The organism is Bradyrhizobium sp. Kon69 (assembly GCF_055807515.1).
Window position 1 is genome coordinate 124,834 of the sequence record NZ_JBVVOS010000017.1, and the last position, 17,156, is coordinate 141,989.

The window sequence follows — 17,156 nt, forward strand, 5'->3', positions numbered from 1 at the left end:
CGCCGGTTCCGGTCGGCTCTCGTGATCTGATGTTCGGTTCTGAAATCCAGCGCCGCCGCTTGCGGCGCCGCAAACCTATACCGGCTGGTGCGTCGGGAATAGGGGCATCAGCGGGGTATTCCGCAATGAAATGGGCCGAATTTCGACGATATGATGGGGACTTGCCAAGGCGACTTGCTAAGGCGACTTGCTAAGATGATTTGGCGGCCGTCGCGGCAGCCTCAGCCGCTGTCACGCTGGCCCGTGCGTTCTCTTGAACCATGAACTGAGCCCTGGCGAGGTCGGCGAAATGGCCGCCTTTGGCCACGAGTTCATCAAAAGTTCCGCTTTCGATCACACGTCCGTTCTCGAACACCAGGATGCGCGTGGCATTGCGGATGGTGGAGAGGCGATGGGCGATCACGAAGGTGGTGCGACCCTTCATCACTTCGTCGAGAGCGGTATTCACCTTTGCCTCGGTAACGGCGTCGAGTGCGCTGGTCGCCTCGTCCAGGATCAGGATCGGCGGATCCTTCAGCAGTGCACGGGCGATCGACAGCCGCTGGCGCTCGCCGCCGGACAGCATGCGGCCGCGCTCGCCGGCATTGGTCTCGAAGCCGCCGCTGCGCTCGATGAATTCGAGCGCCTGCGCGCGCTCCGCCGCCTTGCGCATCTCGACCTCGGTGGCATCAGGCTTGCCGACGCGCAAATTCTCCGCGATCGAGCGGTTGAACAGCAGCGCCTCCTGAAAGACCACGCCGATGTTCCGCCGCAGCGATGTCAGCGTCACCCCGCGCACGTCCATGCCGTCGATCCTGATGAACCCGGACTGCGGATCGAAGGCGCGATGCAGCAGCGCAATCGCCGTCGACTTGCCGGCGCCGGTCGCGCCGACCAGCGCGATGGTCTGGCCGGGAAGCGCGGTGAAGGAGAGGTCCTCGACCGCCGGCCGCTTACCGTCATAGGAGAAGGTGACGTCGTTGAATTCGACGAGGCCGGAGAGCCGACCCGCATCGATCGCGTCGTGCCGGTCGTGCACCGCGGGCACCGCATCGAGCACGTTGAAGAACTCGCGCAGGCGCGGGGCTTCCATGAACACGTTGTTGATGAAGCTCACGACCTGCTCCAGCTTCTGGATCAGAAGCGTCGCGAAGCTCACGAACATCACGATCTCGCCGACCGAGGTCAGCCCCTGGTCGTGCAGCGCGATGCCGAAAGTGAAGATCGCGAGCACCGTGATCGTGGTGGAGGCGCGCGTGATGACGGTGACGAGCGCCCACCACGACAGCACCGGCATTTGCGCCGCTAGCAACTCGTCGGCGACGGAGCGCAGGCCCTTCACCTCGGAATCGATGCGCACGAAACTCTGCACCAGCGCGACATTGCCAAGGGCGTCGGACGCGCGCGCTGAGAGCTCGCTGTAGTGCTCCTCCACCTCCATCTGCATGCCGAAAGTTCTGCGCACCACGAAGGTGGTCAGCGCGGTGAAGACGATGCAAAGCACGAACAGCAGGATTGCAAGCCGCCAGTTCAGGTAGAGCGACAGCGGCAGCAGCACCACGACCGAGAGGATCGCGGCAAAATGTTCTCGAAAGAAGCCGACCCATAATCGCCACAGCGCATCTGTGCCGTTCAGCATCACCTTCATCAACCGGCCCGAATGGGTGCCCGAATGGAAGGTCAGCGGCAGCTGCATGATGTGCTCGAAATAGTCCGTCAGGACCGCCTGCCGCTGGCGGTGGGAGAGCCGGTCGGCCTGCAACGCTACGACCGCGCTGCAGGCGATTGTGAACAGCCCGAATGCGACCCAGGCAACCAGGAACGGCCAGGCCGAGTTAGAGCCTGCGACCGTCTTGCCCGAGAGCACATCGACGATCCGGCCGAACAGCACCGGTTCGGCGAATTGCGAGCCCGCAAGCAGGAGATTGACGACCGCGAGCAGCCAGCCCAGCCGTGCCTCCTTGCCGAGCAGCTCGAGAACGCGGGTGTAGAGGCGGAGAATGGGCATGGGCGAGGAGCTCGGGCGGATCGAACGGAGTGAGCCCATACTCTAATCAGGGATCGGCTGCGAGATATAGCGGAAGCTGTCGGTTTTGCTCAGTTGATCAACCGCCCTGCAACGGGCGGCAAGAACCCGCCGTCGAAGATGTCGCCCGCCGCCGGCCGTTTGCGGAATTTGAAATCCTGCCCGATCTGGTCGATCGCGCGATCCATGCGCGCCGGGTCGATGTCGCCGAGGCCGTTGCGACGGACCTCGTCGGTCAGGATGTTGTCGACGAGGACGGTGCGCAGGCGCTCCAGCTCAAGATCGCGGTCGCCGTCCTCAATGCGGCTCGCGGCCTCGTCCGCCGCGCGCGCCGGCTCCTTGATGGTCGCGTTGATGCCGGCGATCAATGCGCGAACGAATCCCTTCACGGTGTCCGGCTTGGCCGCGGCGAAAGCCGGGTTGACCACGACGGCAAAGCCATAGGGCTCGCAACCATAGTCGGCATAGCGAAGCGCGACGAGATCGCCGCTTGGTACGCCGCGGTCGCGCAGGTTCACTGCCGAGAGATAGCTGAAGCCGGCGACGGCATCGACCTGTCCCGCGGAGAGGATCGGCTCGCGCACCGCGGCGCTGATCTTGTGGAATTTCACGTGAGCCGTGTTGATGCCGTTCTGCTGCGCCAGCGCCGGCCACAGCCGCATCGACAGATCGCTATCGGCAACGCCGACGGTCTTGCCGTCCAGGTCGGACAGGAGGTGGATGCCACGGCTCCTGCGGGCGATGATCGCGTAGGGCGCGCGGTTGAACAGCACGAACACCGCCTTGACCAGTGTCGCATCCTTGTCGCGGAAGCGGATCAGCTCGTTGATGTCGACGAGCGCGAGCTCGCTGTCGCCCTTGGCGACGCGCGCAAGCGCCTCCGGCGATCCGGCCGAGCTGCTGAAGGAGACGTTGAGACGTTCGGCGCTAAAGCTGCCGTCCTTTGCGGCAAGAAAGAACGGCGCCATGCTCGCATCGATCGGGCGGTCGAAGGTGAAATGGATCGCAATGGAGGGCGCTGCGGTCTCGGCCGCGGAAGCATCGCGCGCAGTCAGCGCCGCAAGAGAAATTGTAGCGGCCAGCAGGCCGCGAAGAGCGATTGTCGCGAATTCGAACATCAGTCGCGCCGGTCCGGTGTTGTGATGGCTTGGTGACGCTCGGAGCGCCGGCTGGCGACAAGCTTGTCCGCGCCAACATGAACGGCGGATGAGCGGCGGTTGCGTCACGATCACGCAACCCCGTTCAGCTTGTGTTGGGGTAGGGGAACCCAACATGGGATGCGGGTGTTTGAGAGACACGAGCCTGTCATCAGGCACCATTCGAGGTCCCAAGGAGGGTCCAGGACATGTTTGATAGATTTTCGGGATTTGTCGGCCGTAAGGCCGTTCTCGCTACCGCCGCGGTGCTGGCGCTGACCGCAATGGCTCCGACCGCTTCATACGCGGGCGGCCGTCATTGGCATGGTGGCGGCGGCGGTGCGGCCCTTGCCGGCGCGGCCATTGCCGGTGCTATCGGCACCGGCCTCGCAATCGCAGCGACTCGTGACGCCTACGCTTATGATGCTCCTGCCTATTACGGCGGCGGCCCGGTCTACTACGACGGCGGTCCGGTCTATTACGGCGGCGACTCGTATATCGGTCCGCGCCCGTATCACCGTTGCGGCGGCCCGTACCAGTCCGCGCAAGGCGGCCAGGGTAACCTTTCGACTTGCTACTAGCTTTGGCTAGCAAGTGTTGACCAGCCGGCCGTCGCGCTTGCCGCGACGGCCGGCTTTTTGCTTTTGTTGTCGTGCGTTAACGTCCCCGCTATGGGTTTAGAGTAGCTTTGCGTACATGAGTGATTCGCTTGAGCGGCTATATCTGGCTGTGCTCGCGGCCAGGGACCTTGATCCGGCAACATCGCGCACCGCGCGGCTGTTTCAGCGCGGCCCGTCAAAAATGGCGAAGAAGCTGGCTGAAGAGGCTATCGAGGTCGTCATCGACGCGGTCAACGGCGATAGCGAAGCCGTGATCCGGGAAAGCGCCGACCTGCTCTACAATCTGACCGTGCTCTGGGCCTCGGCCGGCGTGCGCCCCGAGGACGTCTGGCGCGAGATGACGCGGCGTGAAGACATGCTCGGCATCGCCGAGAAGCTGCCGAAGTCGGCGATGAAACTGCCCAAAGGTGCGTCACCGCGTGTCGCCAGGCGGCCAATCGTCGCGCTCGAAGGCCGCACCGCGCGCAAGCGCCACTAGTATTGGCACAAATCGGTCCCATCTCGGCATGGACAAATCCGTCCCATGGTGCTTCATCGCGGCGCCATGCTGAAACGTATTTACGACTGGTGCATCGACGCCGCTCACAAGCCTTACGCGCTCTGGATCATGGGCGCCGTGGCTTTCGCTGAAAGCTCCTTCTTTCCCGTCCCCCCGGACGTGATGCTGATCCCGATGTCACTGGCGCGCCCGCAACGCGCCTGGGTCTATGCGGGGATCTGCACTGCGACGTCGGTGCTGGGTGGGCTGTTGGGCTACGCCATCGGTGCGCTGCTCTTCGACTCGGTCGGCCATTGGCTGATCGAGGTCTATGGCCTCGGCGGCAAGGTCGACGCCTTCCGTGCCTCCTATGCCGAATGGGGCGCCGTGATCATCCTGCTCAAGGGCCTGACACCGATCCCCTACAAGCTCGTGACCATCACATCCGGCTTTGCCGGTTACAATATCGGACTCTTCATCCTGTGCTCGATCGTGGCGCGTGGCGGGCGCTTCTTCATCGTCGCGATCCTGCTCAACCGCTACGGCGACTGGATCCGGGTCAAGATCGAGAAGCATCTCGGATTGGTGGTGGCAATCGGCGCCGCGGTGCTCGTGCTCGGCTTTGTCGTCGCAGTCAAATTGATCTAACACCCAAGGCGCTTTGCCGCCGCGTCTCGTTCGGCTACGGTTGCCGTCATGATGCTTCGATCCGGCAATGCGGTCTTGCGACTGGGCACGCTGATATTTGCGGTGCTTTCCCTCCTGCTCGTTGCCGGCGGTACCGGATGGCCGCAATCCGCACCTCCGGCGCTCGGCTTGCAGGAGCAAGGACCGCAGGCCGCACCGGCGCCCTCGACAGCCCCTCCGTCGCCGCCGGCGCATGAGGAAAATCCCGGGCTGATCAACGAAATGGGCAAGCTGTTCGACAAGCTGCCCTCGATCCTGCCGCCGATCAAAAGCCCGAGCGAGACCATGAACGATTTGTCGCGCCTGGCGAAGCCGTCGACCATGGTGTCGGGACGCGTGGCCTGTCCGGCCTCGTCGAACGGCGCGCCCGACTGCAAGCTCGCCGCCGACAAACTCTGCCAGAGCAAGGGCTACACGGAAGGCAAGAGCCTGAATGCCGATTCCGCGGAAAAGTGCTCGGCCCAGGTTCTGATCCCGGGCAGGCAACGCAAACCGGATGACTGCCGCACCGATACCTTCGTCACCAGCGCGCTGTGCCAGAACTGAGGACGTCGCGCGAGCAAAGCAAGGAGCGCCCATGAGCCGCACGGAGCAGGACTTCCTCGGACAGCGTGAGATCGCCGACGACATCTATTACGGCGTCCAGACCATCCGCGGGAAGGAGAACTTCCACATCACCGGCATTCCGATGAACCAGGAGCCTTACTTCGTGAAGGCGCTCGGTTACGTCAAGAAGGCCGCCGCCATGGCCAACCGCGATCTCGGCGCGGTGGACACCAAGGCCGCGGAAGCCATCATCGTGGGCTGCGATCGCGTCATCGCCGGCGATATGATGGACCAGTTCGTCACCGACTTCATCCAGGGCGGGGCCGGCACCTCCACCAACATGAACGCCAACGAGGTGATCGCCAATCTCGCGCTGGAATCGCTCGGCTTTGCGAAGGGCGACTACCAGCACGTCAGCCCCAACGATCACGTCAATTACGGCCAGTCGACCAACGATACCTATCCGACCGCCTTTCGGCTGGCGCTGATCCTGCGGCTCGAGAGCTACATGACGGCGCTGCGTCAGCTCCAGGAGGCGTTCTTCGCCAAAGGCAGGGAGTTCGAGCGCGTGCTGAAGATGGGCCGCACCCATTTGCAGGACGCGGTGCCGATGTCGCTCGGCGCCGAATTCCGGGGTTGGGGCACCACCATGGGCGAGGAGGTCGATCGAATCTCCGAGGCCCGCGCGCTGCTGCGCGAGATCAACCTCGGCGCCACCGCGATCGGCACCTCCGTCACCGCTGCGCACGGCTATCCCAAGCTCGCGGTCCGGCATCTGAGCGCGCTCACCGGCGTCGACTTCATCCTTGCAGGCGACCTCGTCGAGGCGACGTCGGATACCGGCGCCTATGTGCAGCTCTCCGGCGTGCTCAAGCGCACCGCGAGCAAGCTGACCAAGATCTGCAACGACATCCGCCTGCTCGCCTCGGGCCCGCGTGCCGGCTTCAACGAGATCAACCTGCCGCAGCTTCAGCCGGGCTCCTCGATCATGCCGGGCAAGGTCAATCCTGTTATCCCCGAGGTCGTCAACCAGACCAGCTTCCTCGTCATCGGGCTCGACACCACCGTGACGCTCGCGGCGTCCGCCGGTCAGCTCCAGCTCAACGTGATGGAGCCGGTGATCTCGTTCGCGCTGTTCTTCTCCATCCGCACCATGGAGCGCGCGGTCAACAGCCTGCGCGAGAATTGCGTCGTGGGCATCACTGCCAATGCGGAGCACACCCGCAACATGGTGCTCAACTCGCTGGGTATCGTCACGGTGCTGAAGCCGCTGCTCGGCTACAAGCAATGCGCCGAGATCGCGCGCGAGGGCTACAAGAGCGGCAAGTCGCTGCACCAGATCGTCGTGGTCGAACGCAAGCTGCTGACCCAGGAGAAATGGGACGAGATGTTCTCGTTCGAGCGGCTGATCAATCCGGATCTGATTGCGTGATGGCGTCGTCCCGCGCTGAATTCCGCGGCTTGGAATTGCGGTAACGCCGTCCTCCACGGCGCCAAAACGCAATACTTGACAGTGGAAAGATTGCCTTGTTGGTATGGTTCCCAACCTTCAATGCGTCTGCTAACAGAGGACCGTTCCGCAATGTCCATGCCTGCCTTGTTTAGGGGACGCCTGTCGATCCCCGTGATCGGCTCGCCGCTCTTCATCATCTCGGTGCCCGATCTCGTGATCGCGCAGTGCAAGGCGGGCGTGGTCGGCTCGTTTCCGTCGCTGAACGCACGGCCGCCGGATCTGCTTGACGAGTGGCTGGCGCGCATCACCGAAGAGCTCGCGGCCTATGACCGCGCGCATCCCGACAAGCCGTCGGCGCCGTTTGCGGTCAACCAGATCGTGCACAAGTCGAACAACCGGCTCGACCATGACATGCAGCTCTGCGCCAAGTACAAGGTGCCGATGATCATCTCGTCGCTCGGCGCGCGCGAGGAGCTCAATCAGGCCGTGCACGGCTGGGGCGGCATCGTTTTCCACGACGTGATCAACCAGAAATTTGCGCACAAGGCGATCGAGAAGGGTGCCGACGGCCTGATCCTGGTCGCGGCGGGCGCGGGCGGCCATGCCGGCACGATCTCGCCGTTGGCGTTTGTCGCCGAGACGCGAAAATGGTTCGACGGTCCGATCGCGCTGTCCGGCGCGATCGGCAACGGCAAGGCGATCCGCGCCGCGCGCATTCTCGGCGCCGACTTTGCCTATATCGGTTCGGCCTTCATCGCCACCAAGGAAGCCAATGCGGTCGAGAAGTACAAGGAGATGATCGCGGGCGCCACGGCCGACGACATCGTCTATTCCAACCTGTTCACCGGCGTGCACGGTAACTATCTGAAGCCGTCGATTCTCGCCGCCGGCATGGATCCGGAGAACCTGCCGACGTCCGATCCCTCCAAGATGAACTTCGGCACTGATGCCTCCGGCGAGCGTGCCAAGCCAAAAGCCTGGAAGGAAATCTGGGGTTCAGGCCAAGGCGTCGGCAGCATCGACGGCATCGTGCCCGCCGCCGAAATGATCGCGCGCTTCAAGAAGGAATACGACGAGGCGGTCGATCCGCCGTTGTGATCTTAGTCGTCCCGGCCTGGTGCGCAATTGCGCACGGGGGCCGGGACGACAGCTCTCGCCGAGCGCCGGATGTGCATCACGGAGAAACGATGACCCCCATCTACCGCGTCGACGGCGACAGCGTCGTCACCAGCCCGGATGCCGCGGGCCCGTGGGACCGGCGTATGCAGCACGGTTCGGCGCCGGCCTCGCTGGTGACGTGGGCGGCTGAGCGCATTCCGACGCCAGTTGCAATGGACATCGCGCGCGTCACCATCGACCTGATGCGCCCGGTGCCGGTGGCGCCGCTCACGATCGCGACCGAGATCTTGCGCGAGGGCCGCAAGATCCAGCTCTGCGGGGTCAAGCTGCTCGCCGACGGCGTCCAGGTGGTCGGCGCCACCGTGCTCAAGATCAAGCGCCAGGCGTTGACGCTGCCCGAGGACGTCAAGGCGCTGCCGGTTACGCTGCCGTCGCCGGAGGACTCGCTGCTCGAGGACGGTCATGCCGCCACCAGTCCGTTCGTGCGATCGGTGTCGATGCGCGCCGCGCGCGGCCGCTTCGGCCAGGCCGGCGCCGGCGCGATCTGGTTTCGCGTCGACCATCCCCTGATCGCAGGCGAACCGCTCTCGCAGGCGATGCGCGCCGTGGTCGCGGCCGATTTTTCCAACGGCACTGCCTCGTCGCTCGATTTCCGCGCCTGGACCTACATCAACGCCGACCTCACCGTGAGCTTTTCGCGCCAGCCGATCGGCGAATGGATCCTGCTCGACGGCGATTCCTGGATCGGTCCCGATGGCGCCGGGCTTGCGATGTCGCGGCTCGCCGACCGGCAGGGCTATTTCGGCCGCGCCGTGCAAAGCCTTGTGATCGAGAAGCGGTAAGGCACCCTATCTATCCCACCATCCGGCCCCGCCCGCTCCAAAAACTCGCGCGCAGCACCTTCTTGTCGACCTTGCCGACGCCGGTCATCGGCAGTTGCTTGACGAACTGGATCTGCTTCGGCGCATGGGCCGAGCCTTTTCGCGTCTTCACCAGATTGATCAGTTCATCGGCGTCAGGTTTTGCGCCTTCGCGCAGGACGACGACAGCGGTGACGGCTTCGCCCCATTTCTCGTCGGGGATGCCAACGACCGCGACCATGGCTACGTCCGCATGCTGCGACAGCACGTCCTCGACCTCGCGCGGAAAGATGTTGAAGCCGCCGGAGACGATCATGTCCTTCTTGCGGTCGAGGATGAACATGTAGCCGCGATCGTCCTTGCGAGCGATGTCGCCGGTGTGCACCCAGCCGTTCTTCAGCGTCTCGGCGGTGATGTCCGGCCGCTTCCAGTATTCCGCCATGACGTGTGGAGCGCGGACGCAGATTTCGCCGGCTTCGCCCGTCTTCACTTCCTGGTCGTTGTCGTCGAGGATCTTGACCTCGCACGCCGCGATCGGGAAACCGCATGACAGGAACAGCTCCGGCCTGTTGGGATCGTGATCCGCCTTGCGCAACACCGAGACGGGATAACATTCGGTCTGGCCGTAGAGTTGCGAAAACACCGGCCCGATGCGCTCGATGCCCTCGATCAGCCGGCTCGGCGACATCGCGGAGGCGCCATAGAGCACGAGCTCAAGCGAGGAGAGGTCGGTTTTGGCCAGAGCGGGATGATCGAGCAGCACATAGATCATGGTCGGCACGAACAGCGTGAAGTTGATGCGCTCGCGTGCGATCGTCGCCAGCACGGCCTCGGGATCAAAACCCTTCAGCATGTGCACGGTGCCGCCACGCATCAGGGTCGGCAGCACCTTCGTGCCGGCGACATGGCTGATCGGGGCGACGGCGAGATAGCGCGCGCCATCGGGGATCTCGAAATCGGCGAGGATAGCGGCCGCGGCCCCGGCATTTTCGCGGTGGTAGCGCAACGCGCCCTTTGATTTGCCGGTCGTGCCACCGGTGTAATTCAGCGTCGAGAGATCGTCGGGGCCGGCGAGGCAATGCGCGCTGGCATGGCCTTCGCTCTCGATCGCCTGTAACAGGTCGACGCCATAGTCGGCCGGTCCCATGGTGAAGACTGCCTTGAGCCAGGGCGCCTGCGCGGCGAGCTCGCCGCCGCGATCGCGGAAGGCGGCCGCATCGACCACCAGCATTTCGGCCCCGGAATCCTCGAGCTGAAACAGCTGGTCTCCCCGCGATCCCAAAGGATGCAGCCCGGTGACGCAGAGCCGCGACAATTGCGCGGCGACGCCGGCGCACCAGGTGTCGGCGCGGTTCGCGGTGAGGAAGGCGACGCGCGCGCCGGGCTGCAATCCAAGCCGCATGAACACGCCCTGGATGCGCCCGATCAGGTCGATGGTGCCCTGATAGCTCAGCGATCCGCCGGGCCATGCGAAAGCAGTTCGGCCGGGATAGCGCGACAGTGCCCGCAGCGCCTGCGCACAAGTCGGAGACGATGCGTGGAGCGGATCGGACATATGTTTCCTCGCTGCTTTGTCATCGGCTTCTGGCGTGCCAATGTTTGCCGCAACGCTAGCACAGGGAATGCGGGATGGAACGACAAAGCCCGCGCGAGGGGAGGCATGCGTGACGTCAGATCGGCTGCAACGTTTCCACGGTCGTCTCGCCCTACCGCTGATTGCCGCGCCGATGTTTCTGGTGTCGGGCGTCGAGCTCATGGTCGCCGCCTGCCGCAACGGTGTGATCGGCAGCTTCCCCAGCGCGAATTGCCGTAGCACCGAACAACTCGATGAATGGCTCACCGACATCGAAGCGCGGCTGCTGCGGCATGAAGATCAAACCAGCCGCAAGACCGCGCCGCTGTGCCCAAACCTGATCGTGCACCGCTCCAATGCACGGCTAGAGCAGGATCTCGCCGTGCTGCTGCGCCACAAGCCGGAGCTCGTCATTACCTCCGTTGGATCGCCCGCGCCGGTGTTGAAGCCGCTGCATGAAGCCGGCGCGCTGGTGCTTGCGGATGTTGCCTCGATCCGCCACGCCGAACGCGCGGCGGAAGCAGGTGCCGACGGGCTCGTGCTGCTTACCGCGGGCGCAGGCGGGCAAACCGGCTGGCTCAACCCGTTCGCCTTCGTCCGCGCGGTGCGCGCGTTCTACGATGGCATCATCGTGCTCGCGGGTGGCATCAGCGACGGCCACGCATTGCGCGCGGCCGAAGTGCTCGGCTGCGATCTCGGCTACATGGGCACAAAGTTCATAGCGACGCGCGAGAGCATGGCGGACGAGCGTCACAAGCGCATGCTGGTCGACGGCAGCGCGGACGACATTCTGCTGACCACCGCGTTCACGGGCCTGCAGACCAGCATGCTCAAACCGTCGATCGTCGCGGCCGGTCTCGACCCCGACGATCTGCCGGCGCGCGGCGCGATCGACATCGGCAAGGACATCGACGTCAACGCACGCGAGAGCCGCCCCAAGCGCTGGCGCGATATCTGGAGCGGCGGGCATTCGATATCGGGTGTGACCGAAGTGATGGAGGTCAACGGTCTCGTCGCGCGGACAGTCGCGGAGTATCGGGAGGCGGGTGGCCGCCTCTCCCCGTAAAAATGCGGAGACCGAGGGGGCCCGTCGCCCCCTCACGGTTAATCGAGCGCTCCTTAGAGGCCCCCACTTAACGGCAGATTAACCAACGCCCGGCAAGAATCCCTCTCACGGCCGCCAATCAGGACCGAGAGGGACAGGCGATGGACTTCGACTTTCTGAACGCCAAGACGGCGGCTTCGCTGGACGAGATTCGTGTTCGCGTAGCCCATGCGCTGGCCCGCCATCCGCTGTGCCGCAATGTGCGCTTCGACATCGTCAGCGTCCCCCGCACCCGCCGGGGCGGCAATTGGACGGTGGCGCTGCAATCGGTCGAGCCGCGCGGAGTCTGGGAGGCCTCGGAGATCGTGGCCGACATCCAGGACGCCTACGATCTGGCGATAGCTGCCTGATTTCGTTGAGTTTTCTAGGCAATGTCGCCGCAGTCCGCGCGATTGCCGCCGCGATGGCACGGTTAAGCCTTAATTTTCGCCCAGTTTCCGGGCACTGATCACGTGGACTTGAAGCCGGTTGCGGAGAGACGTTTGTCGAAAGCCATCACCATCGTCGTGCTGACCTGCTTCCTCGTCCTCGGCGCCGCCACCACCGCCATTCTGGGCCGCGACAGCGTGCCCAGCGTCAGCGCCGAAATGATCACGCAGGCGCCGGCACCCAGGCCGCTTGCAACCAATCGGGCGGCCAAGGCCGACCGTCTGGTTCCGACGCTGGCACTGGCCTCGGCCGCGTTCGACCCGGTCCAGGTTCCTGCCGACAAGCTCTCGCAAATGCCGGTGCTGACCGAGCCGCTGCGCCAGGCGTTTGCCGCCGCCACGCCATCCGATTTCCCGATGCCCAAGGCGAGCGTGAACGAGGCTCCGGCCGCTGCAGAGATTCCTGCCGTCGAAGTCCCGGCCAAGCCGAAGGTCGTCGCCAAGCCGCAGCCGCAGAAATCCTATTCGCTGCTGTCCGACGTGCAGATCGCGGGCATCAGGGACCGTCTGAAGTTGTCGTCGTCGCAGGAATATTACTGGCCCTCAGTCGAAACCGCGCTACGCAGCGTTGTCCGCAAGATTTCGGCAAACAAGCTGTCCAATCCGAACGTGCAGGGCGTGCCAATCGATCCCAATTGCGACGAGGTCCAGCAGTTGAAGTCGGCGGCGATGCCGCTGCTGTTCCAGCTGCGTGACGACCAGAAAGAGGAAGTCCGCAAGCTCGCCCGCATCATCGGGCTCGAGAAGGTCGCGCAGCAGATCTAACCAGCAAGTTCCTTCCGGAATTGCGGCTATATCGGGAACATCCGGCAATTGACAAGCGTTGCCCGCTCCAAAGAGGGAGTGGACCAATGCGCGCCTCGACAGCCTATTTCGTCGGTGCAGGAACCATCGTCGCAGCCATCGCCATTGGTCTCGGCGGCGGCATTGTCGCCGGCAATATCATGAATCCGGTCTCGCCCAAGCAGGGGCCTGATACCAGCAAGATGGCGCAACGCGCTGACGCCAAGCCCGCCACGACGGACGCGCCATCCGAGCGCTTGCAATATCTCACCGGCTCGCAAGCCTTCGGCGCCATGGTCGCCGCGCCAGCGCAGGCCGAAGCCAAATCAGACGCTAAACCCGAATCCACGCCTGAAGCAAAATCCGAAGCTGCGAAGCCCGGCACGCAGACCACTCAGGCCAACGCTGAACAGCCAGCGCAACAGCCCTTGCAAGCGGCTGCGGTAGAGCCGCCCAAGCCAGCGCCGGCATCGCCTCCGCAACTCGCGAAGCCTGCTGCACAGCAGGCGTCGACAGAGCCGTCATCCCCACCCGACAACGCCTTTGCCAAGGCCAGGGATTCTGACGTCAAGCGGGCCACGTCTGAACGGCGCCGGACGGAGCGCCGTGAGCGCTGGGCCGAGCGCCGTCATTACGATTCCCGCGAGCCGCGTGGGATGCGCGACCGGACCGATTGGGACGACGTCGCGCGCAACATCCGCGAAGATGCCGATGCGCGCGAGGTCCCGAGCCGGCCGCGCGGCGGCTTTCCGCAGATCAGGCTATTCGGCGACGACGATTAGGTCCGTCCTCGCCGTCGCGCGCGATCTATGACGGGCGCATCGACGGCTATGGTCTGACGCAACACCGGCGAGATTTGTGCTGTGGACGGCGACCACTCACCCGCCGTGTGATTCCACGACCTTGCGGCAGCCGTCCGAAAGCTTCGACTTGTTCTCGCGCAGGCAGGCATTCATCTGCGGCGGCTTGCCGATGTGTTCGGCGCAGAATTTGCTCGCGTCGCTTCGGCAGGTCATCTGCTCTTGCGGGGTCGGACCGGATTGCGCAGCGGCGGTCTGGGCGGTCGCGGCGAGCAGCAGTACGGCAAGAACCGAAATCTTCATAAACACCTCCTTGGGAATGTCGTTGGTCCCGCCTGGGATCAAGCGGGCCGGACCATCTCGCGACCGCCGGGCGCAGGTCCATGCCATGTTCATGGCATCGGCCAGCCCGTCCCGCCGCCGTACCCCCATTTTCATGGCATGTATCAGCGCGCCGTCTTTTGTCATTCAGGCTGCACGTCGGCTGCGAGACCCGGTGATTGCATCGGGACGCCGAACGGCAAGCAGGAGAGCAAGATGTCGAAAAGAGCGGGAGCGCTGAGCGCCGGGTTGACGATTTTGGCGCTGGCGGGTTCGGCGATGGTGTCGCTGGGCACGAGCCCGGCGCAAGCAGTGGTCTATTGCAAGACGGTCGGCATACCCAAAGGCTGCGTGGTACGACCGGCGGCAGCGGTGAGGGTAGCGCCGGCCGCCGCGGTCGCCGTGGCGACACCCGGGGTCGGTGCGCCCGGTGTCGGCGTGCGCGCGGGCACGCCGATGAATCGCGGCGGTCCGGTCAATCGCGTGGGCGTGCGCTGAGAACAACGAAAGAGTTCGGGCGAAGGAGCCGTGCGGACGAACCCCCCATCCTCCGCAGGCAAATCATCCGGCCCGTCCCTCTCTCCGCGCGTCCCACACGTTCGGAGAGGGGGCTTTTCAGCCGACGGCGGCATCGCTGTCGGGGAAAATCTGCGGCAATTGCAGCCGCACGCGCGTGCCTGAGGAATCCGAACCGAGATCGAGCATCGCCCCGCAGCGCGCGGCACGGCTCCTCATGTTGCGAAGGCCCCGCGCGGTCTGGCTCGCGTCGGCGGCCCCGCCGCTGCCGACCGGCGCACAACCGTTCGCAAAGCCCTTGCCGTCATCCGCGACCCTGATCACACCGTACGGTCCCTGACCTCCGTCGACCGTCTCGATGGTGACCGCGATGCGGCGGGCCTCTGCGTGCTTGACCGCATTGGTCACGGCCTCGTCGAGGATGCGCACGATCTGGATGACATGCCATGGCCTGAGCTCGGGATGCAGCGGCAGCCCTTGCGGCGTCGCCACGTTCCAGTCCAGCGCGATGTCGTGCGGTCGCAATTGTGCGGTCGCGCGCTCGCGCCAGGAGCCGAGTGCGAGCATCAGGTCGCCGCCGATGTCGTCCATGGAGTCGATGACGAGGCGGAGGTCCTTCAGCGCCGCACGGGCGGCGTCGGTGATGGTCGCGCCCTCGTGCCCGCGCTCGGACAGTGCCACGATGCTGATGAGCTGGCCGCCGAGGCCGTCATGCAGGTCGCGCATCAGCCGCGTGCGCTCATTGGCAAGCGCGGCGGCCCGTGCACGCTCCTCCTCGCGGGCAAAGCTCACCTTCAGCCGCTCCTCGGCCTCGCGTACGCGCGTTACGAGCTGGCCGGCAAAGCTGTCGACCTGGTTCAGCGCGCGCGCGAACCGCCAGGTCAAGCCGGCGCCGATCGCGACCAGCATCGCCGAATAGGACAGGCGCGAGAGGAAGATGCGCTCGTCAGTCACGATCTCGAACACCGACAGCATGTCGTGGACCCAGCAGATCAGCACGATGGTCACTGCGCAGCCGAGCGTGAAGCTTGCCGCGTCCTGCCGCCGCACCACCGCGGCAGCGGTGACGCAGGCCATCAGGAGCAGGCAGAGCCCGACGGTGGGAATCCCCAACAGGAGAAACAGAATGCGCGGCAACGGCGGGCCGGCGATCAGCCCGACACTGAACACGACGAGCCCCGGCGCGAACAGCAGCATGCCGAAACGCGGCCAGCGCCAGCCGAAGAACAGCACGCCGAAGACGACGACCAAGGCGCTCTCGATCGGTGCGGACGCGAGCAACACCGCGGCGAGCCGGGACGTGTTGACGGGGGGCACCGGTGGCGGCGCGAAGGCCTGCACCACGCCGAGTACCATCGCCACGGCCAGTACGCCGTAAACCGGCTCGCGGCGGCGCATCAGCCACATGATCGCCAGGATGACGGCGAGGATCGACTGCCAGGCAGAGAACACCACGGGCAACGTGACGAACATCAGCGTGCGTGTCTCGTAGGCCGGCCGCAAGGCCGCATCCGGCCCGACATAGACGGTATCGAGAAAGCCCTTGAGCGGTCCCCAAACCAACAGCTGCACCGTGATCTCGTTCGCGCCCTCGCGCAGCAGCGAGGACGGGATCGACCCGATCTGCGGAGTGTTGCGGTCGGGCCGGTTGGCGTTGGCATCGCGTCGGGAATCCAGGATGACGACGCCGTTGATTGAGACCTCCACCGCGTTGCTGAAGCGCGGCAGGAATACCGACCAGCCCGACGCCGCATCGCCGCGGCGGAACGTGAAGGCGCCGGTGTAGAGCGGCGGGTCGGCCAGGGAATAGCGTGACGACGTGAAATGCGGCAACGTCACGGGACGCGCTACGCCGTCCTCGCGCAGCGAGAATTCGCTCAGGGCAAAGTCGTCGGGGTCGCTGGGCTGGAGCAGCCGCAGCCCGAGGACGGTCGCGACCAATATCAGCGCCTGGAGCAGCAGATAGGGCACGAGTCGCGAGACCAGCAGCCGGCGTCGCGCGGGTTTGACCGGTGCCTTCGCCGCGATCTCGCTCACAGCTTGATCAGGCCCTGCTGCACGGCTTCGAACACCGCTTCGCTGCGGGTGTGCACTTCGAGCTTGCGATAGATGTTCTTGATGTGGCCGGGCACGGTCTGCCGGGACAGGCCGAGATGGCTCGCGATCTCGGCGTAGCTGAAACCCTTGGCGATGCCCCAGAGGATGTCGATCTCGCGTGGGGTGAGCCTTGCGGTGTTGAGGGCGGGACCCGGCGGAGGCTCGGCCGCATTCTGCGCGGTACCTTGCGTTCTGCGCACGATGAAACGGGCGATCGAGGCCGAGATCGGCGAATGGCCGGCGACCAGATCGCGCACGGTGGTGGCGATATCGGTGGGGAACGCATCCTTCAGGAGATAGCCGGTGGCGCCGACCGTGATCGCGGAGATCACACTCTCTTCGTCGCCGAGCGCCGAGATCACCATGATCTCGGTGTCGGGAAAGCGTTGCCTTGTCTCGCGGATCAGCTCGACGCCGTGGCCGTCGGGCAGCCGCAGATCGGTGAGCAACACGCGCGGCGCCCGCTCGCCGAGTCCGGCGCGGGCCTCCGCGAGCGTGCCGGCGCTGCGCACCTCGTAGCCGGCCTTGACCAGCGCGTCGTGAAGCCGCCAGCAGGTCGGCGCGTCGTCCTCGACGAGGAGGATGGTGATGGCTTCACCCGTCTCGCCCTGTTCGGTCATGATCATCGT

Annotated in this window: 18 protein-coding genes; 12 read left to right on the top strand and 6 right to left on the bottom strand. The window is 65.0% G+C overall.

Annotated features, from left to right (window positions below; all coding sequences use genetic code 11):
- Positions 1 to 190: 190 nt before the first annotated feature.
- Together AC0L3U_RS22855 and AC0L3U_RS22860 are read right to left on the bottom strand one after the other, a co-directional pair.
- Positions 191 to 1,987 carry a glucan ABC transporter ATP-binding protein/ permease gene (locus AC0L3U_RS22855; RefSeq protein WP_473363296.1) on the bottom strand — a complete coding sequence of 599 codons (1,797 nt, stop codon included), beginning with the start codon at positions 1,985 to 1,987 and terminating at the stop codon, positions 191 to 193.
- A gap of 89 nt (positions 1,988 to 2,076) precedes the next feature.
- The gene (locus AC0L3U_RS22860) at positions 2,077 to 3,123 is read right to left on the bottom strand and encodes an ABC transporter substrate-binding protein (RefSeq protein ID WP_473363297.1); all 1,047 of its coding nucleotides are present in this window, start codon (positions 3,121 to 3,123) and stop codon (positions 2,077 to 2,079) included.
- Between the two features lie 227 nt (positions 3,124 to 3,350).
- On the opposite strand from AC0L3U_RS22860, the gene AC0L3U_RS22865 reads away from it, so the two are divergent.
- The 7 genes from AC0L3U_RS22865 (at position 3,351) to AC0L3U_RS22895 (ending at position 8,886) form a co-directional block, all read left to right on the top strand.
- Positions 3,351 to 3,722, top strand: coding sequence for a hypothetical protein (locus AC0L3U_RS22865; protein WP_473363298.1), 372 nt, complete (start codon positions 3,351 to 3,353; stop codon positions 3,720 to 3,722).
- A 115-nt stretch (positions 3,723 to 3,837) separates the two neighbouring features.
- On the top strand, positions 3,838 to 4,239 hold the full coding sequence (gene hisE / locus AC0L3U_RS22870) for a phosphoribosyl-ATP diphosphatase (RefSeq protein WP_456767490.1): 402 nt from the start codon (positions 3,838 to 3,840) through the stop codon (positions 4,237 to 4,239).
- 45 nt (positions 4,240 to 4,284) lie between these two features.
- Positions 4,285 to 4,887, top strand: a complete 603-nt coding sequence (locus AC0L3U_RS22875; protein WP_456767491.1) for a YqaA family protein — start codon at positions 4,285 to 4,287, stop codon at positions 4,885 to 4,887.
- A 48-nt stretch (positions 4,888 to 4,935) separates the two neighbouring features.
- The gene (locus AC0L3U_RS22880; protein WP_473363299.1) at positions 4,936 to 5,472 is read left to right on the top strand and encodes a hypothetical protein; all 537 of its coding nucleotides are present in this window, start codon (positions 4,936 to 4,938) and stop codon (positions 5,470 to 5,472) included.
- A 31-nt stretch (positions 5,473 to 5,503) separates the two neighbouring features.
- Entirely contained in the window at positions 5,504 to 6,904 is a 1,401-nt protein-coding gene (locus tag AC0L3U_RS22885; RefSeq protein ID WP_473363300.1) for an aspartate ammonia-lyase, read from the top strand.
- A 150-nt stretch (positions 6,905 to 7,054) separates the two neighbouring features.
- Positions 7,055 to 8,023 (top strand): NAD(P)H-dependent flavin oxidoreductase, encoded by a 969-nt coding sequence (locus tag AC0L3U_RS22890; RefSeq protein ID WP_473363301.1) that lies wholly within the window; start codon positions 7,055 to 7,057, stop codon positions 8,021 to 8,023.
- Positions 8,024 to 8,112: 89 nt separating this feature from the next.
- The gene (locus AC0L3U_RS22895) at positions 8,113 to 8,886 is read left to right on the top strand and encodes a thioesterase family protein (RefSeq protein ID WP_473345423.1); all 774 of its coding nucleotides are present in this window, start codon (positions 8,113 to 8,115) and stop codon (positions 8,884 to 8,886) included.
- 10 nt (positions 8,887 to 8,896) lie between these two features.
- Here the strand turns inward: AC0L3U_RS22895 and AC0L3U_RS22900 are convergent, their stop codons facing one another.
- Positions 8,897 to 10,459 carry an AMP-binding protein gene (locus AC0L3U_RS22900; protein WP_473363302.1) on the bottom strand — a complete coding sequence of 521 codons (1,563 nt, stop codon included), beginning with the start codon at positions 10,457 to 10,459 and terminating at the stop codon, positions 8,897 to 8,899.
- A gap of 109 nt (positions 10,460 to 10,568) precedes the next feature.
- Here AC0L3U_RS22900 and AC0L3U_RS22905 point away from each other — a divergent pair, with 109 nt between their 5' ends.
- The 4 genes from AC0L3U_RS22905 to AC0L3U_RS22920 all read left to right on the top strand — a co-directional run bounded on the left by AC0L3U_RS22905 (position 10,569) and on the right by AC0L3U_RS22920 (position 13,575).
- On the top strand, positions 10,569 to 11,543 hold the full coding sequence (locus AC0L3U_RS22905; protein WP_473363303.1) for an NAD(P)H-dependent flavin oxidoreductase: 975 nt from the start codon (positions 10,569 to 10,571) through the stop codon (positions 11,541 to 11,543).
- A gap of 140 nt (positions 11,544 to 11,683) precedes the next feature.
- Positions 11,684 to 11,932, top strand: coding sequence for a hypothetical protein (locus AC0L3U_RS22910; RefSeq protein WP_027514201.1), 249 nt, complete (start codon positions 11,684 to 11,686; stop codon positions 11,930 to 11,932).
- 132 nt (positions 11,933 to 12,064) lie between these two features.
- Positions 12,065 to 12,775: a hypothetical protein gene (locus AC0L3U_RS22915; protein ID WP_473363304.1), complete on the top strand. Its 711-nt coding sequence runs from the start codon at positions 12,065 to 12,067 to the stop codon at positions 12,773 to 12,775.
- A gap of 86 nt (positions 12,776 to 12,861) precedes the next feature.
- Positions 12,862 to 13,575, top strand: coding sequence for a hypothetical protein (locus tag AC0L3U_RS22920; RefSeq protein WP_473363305.1), 714 nt, complete (start codon positions 12,862 to 12,864; stop codon positions 13,573 to 13,575).
- 96 nt (positions 13,576 to 13,671) lie between these two features.
- Here the strand turns inward: AC0L3U_RS22920 and AC0L3U_RS22925 are convergent, their stop codons facing one another.
- Complete coding sequence (locus tag AC0L3U_RS22925) at positions 13,672 to 14,061, bottom strand: cysteine rich repeat-containing protein (RefSeq protein WP_473363306.1); 390 nt, start codon at positions 14,059 to 14,061, stop codon at positions 13,672 to 13,674.
- A 69-nt stretch (positions 14,062 to 14,130) separates the two neighbouring features.
- Here AC0L3U_RS22925 and AC0L3U_RS22930 point away from each other — a divergent pair, with 69 nt between their 5' ends.
- Positions 14,131 to 14,412, top strand: a complete 282-nt coding sequence (locus AC0L3U_RS22930; protein WP_027565657.1) for a hypothetical protein — start codon at positions 14,131 to 14,133, stop codon at positions 14,410 to 14,412.
- Between the two features lie 117 nt (positions 14,413 to 14,529).
- Here the strand turns inward: AC0L3U_RS22930 and AC0L3U_RS22935 are convergent, their stop codons facing one another.
- Together AC0L3U_RS22935 and AC0L3U_RS22940 are read right to left on the bottom strand one after the other, a co-directional pair.
- Positions 14,530 to 16,467 carry a sensor histidine kinase gene (locus AC0L3U_RS22935; protein WP_473363307.1) on the bottom strand — a complete coding sequence of 646 codons (1,938 nt, stop codon included), beginning with the start codon at positions 16,465 to 16,467 and terminating at the stop codon, positions 14,530 to 14,532.
- Entirely contained in the window at positions 16,464 to 17,147 is a 684-nt protein-coding gene (locus tag AC0L3U_RS22940) for a response regulator (protein ID WP_456767499.1), read from the bottom strand. The genes AC0L3U_RS22935 and AC0L3U_RS22940 overlap by 4 nt, the downstream gene beginning before the upstream one ends.
- Between the last annotated feature and the right edge of the window lie 9 nt (positions 17,148 to 17,156).

What these genes read in the sequence shown, in the direction of transcription:
- AC0L3U_RS22855 (WP_473363296.1), bottom strand. Translation starts at nt 1,987, where the DNA reads ATGCCCATTCTCCGCCTCTACACCCGCGTTCTCGAGCTGCTCGGCAAG.
- AC0L3U_RS22860 (WP_473363297.1), bottom strand. Translation starts at nt 3,123, where the DNA reads ATGTTCGAATTCGCGACAATCGCTCTTCGCGGCCTGCTGGCCGCTACA.
- AC0L3U_RS22865 (WP_473363298.1), top strand. Translation starts at nt 3,351, where the DNA reads ATGTTTGATAGATTTTCGGGATTTGTCGGCCGTAAGGCCGTTCTCGCT.
- hisE (WP_456767490.1), top strand. Translation starts at nt 3,838, where the DNA reads ATGAGTGATTCGCTTGAGCGGCTATATCTGGCTGTGCTCGCGGCCAGG.
- AC0L3U_RS22875 (WP_456767491.1), top strand. Translation starts at nt 4,285, where the DNA reads ATGGTGCTTCATCGCGGCGCCATGCTGAAACGTATTTACGACTGGTGC.
- AC0L3U_RS22880 (WP_473363299.1), top strand. Translation starts at nt 4,936, where the DNA reads ATGATGCTTCGATCCGGCAATGCGGTCTTGCGACTGGGCACGCTGATA.
- AC0L3U_RS22885 (WP_473363300.1), top strand. Translation starts at nt 5,504, where the DNA reads ATGAGCCGCACGGAGCAGGACTTCCTCGGACAGCGTGAGATCGCCGAC.
- AC0L3U_RS22890 (WP_473363301.1), top strand. Translation starts at nt 7,055, where the DNA reads ATGTCCATGCCTGCCTTGTTTAGGGGACGCCTGTCGATCCCCGTGATC.
- AC0L3U_RS22895 (WP_473345423.1), top strand. Translation starts at nt 8,113, where the DNA reads ATGACCCCCATCTACCGCGTCGACGGCGACAGCGTCGTCACCAGCCCG.
- AC0L3U_RS22900 (WP_473363302.1), bottom strand. Translation starts at nt 10,459, where the DNA reads ATGTCCGATCCGCTCCACGCATCGTCTCCGACTTGTGCGCAGGCGCTG.
- AC0L3U_RS22910 (WP_027514201.1), top strand. Translation starts at nt 11,684, where the DNA reads ATGGACTTCGACTTTCTGAACGCCAAGACGGCGGCTTCGCTGGACGAG.
- AC0L3U_RS22920 (WP_473363305.1), top strand. Translation starts at nt 12,862, where the DNA reads ATGCGCGCCTCGACAGCCTATTTCGTCGGTGCAGGAACCATCGTCGCA.
- AC0L3U_RS22925 (WP_473363306.1), bottom strand. Translation starts at nt 14,061, where the DNA reads ATGACAAAAGACGGCGCGCTGATACATGCCATGAAAATGGGGGTACGG.
- AC0L3U_RS22930 (WP_027565657.1), top strand. Translation starts at nt 14,131, where the DNA reads ATGTCGAAAAGAGCGGGAGCGCTGAGCGCCGGGTTGACGATTTTGGCG.
- AC0L3U_RS22940 (WP_456767499.1), bottom strand. Translation starts at nt 17,147, where the DNA reads ATGACCGAACAGGGCGAGACGGGTGAAGCCATCACCATCCTCCTCGTC.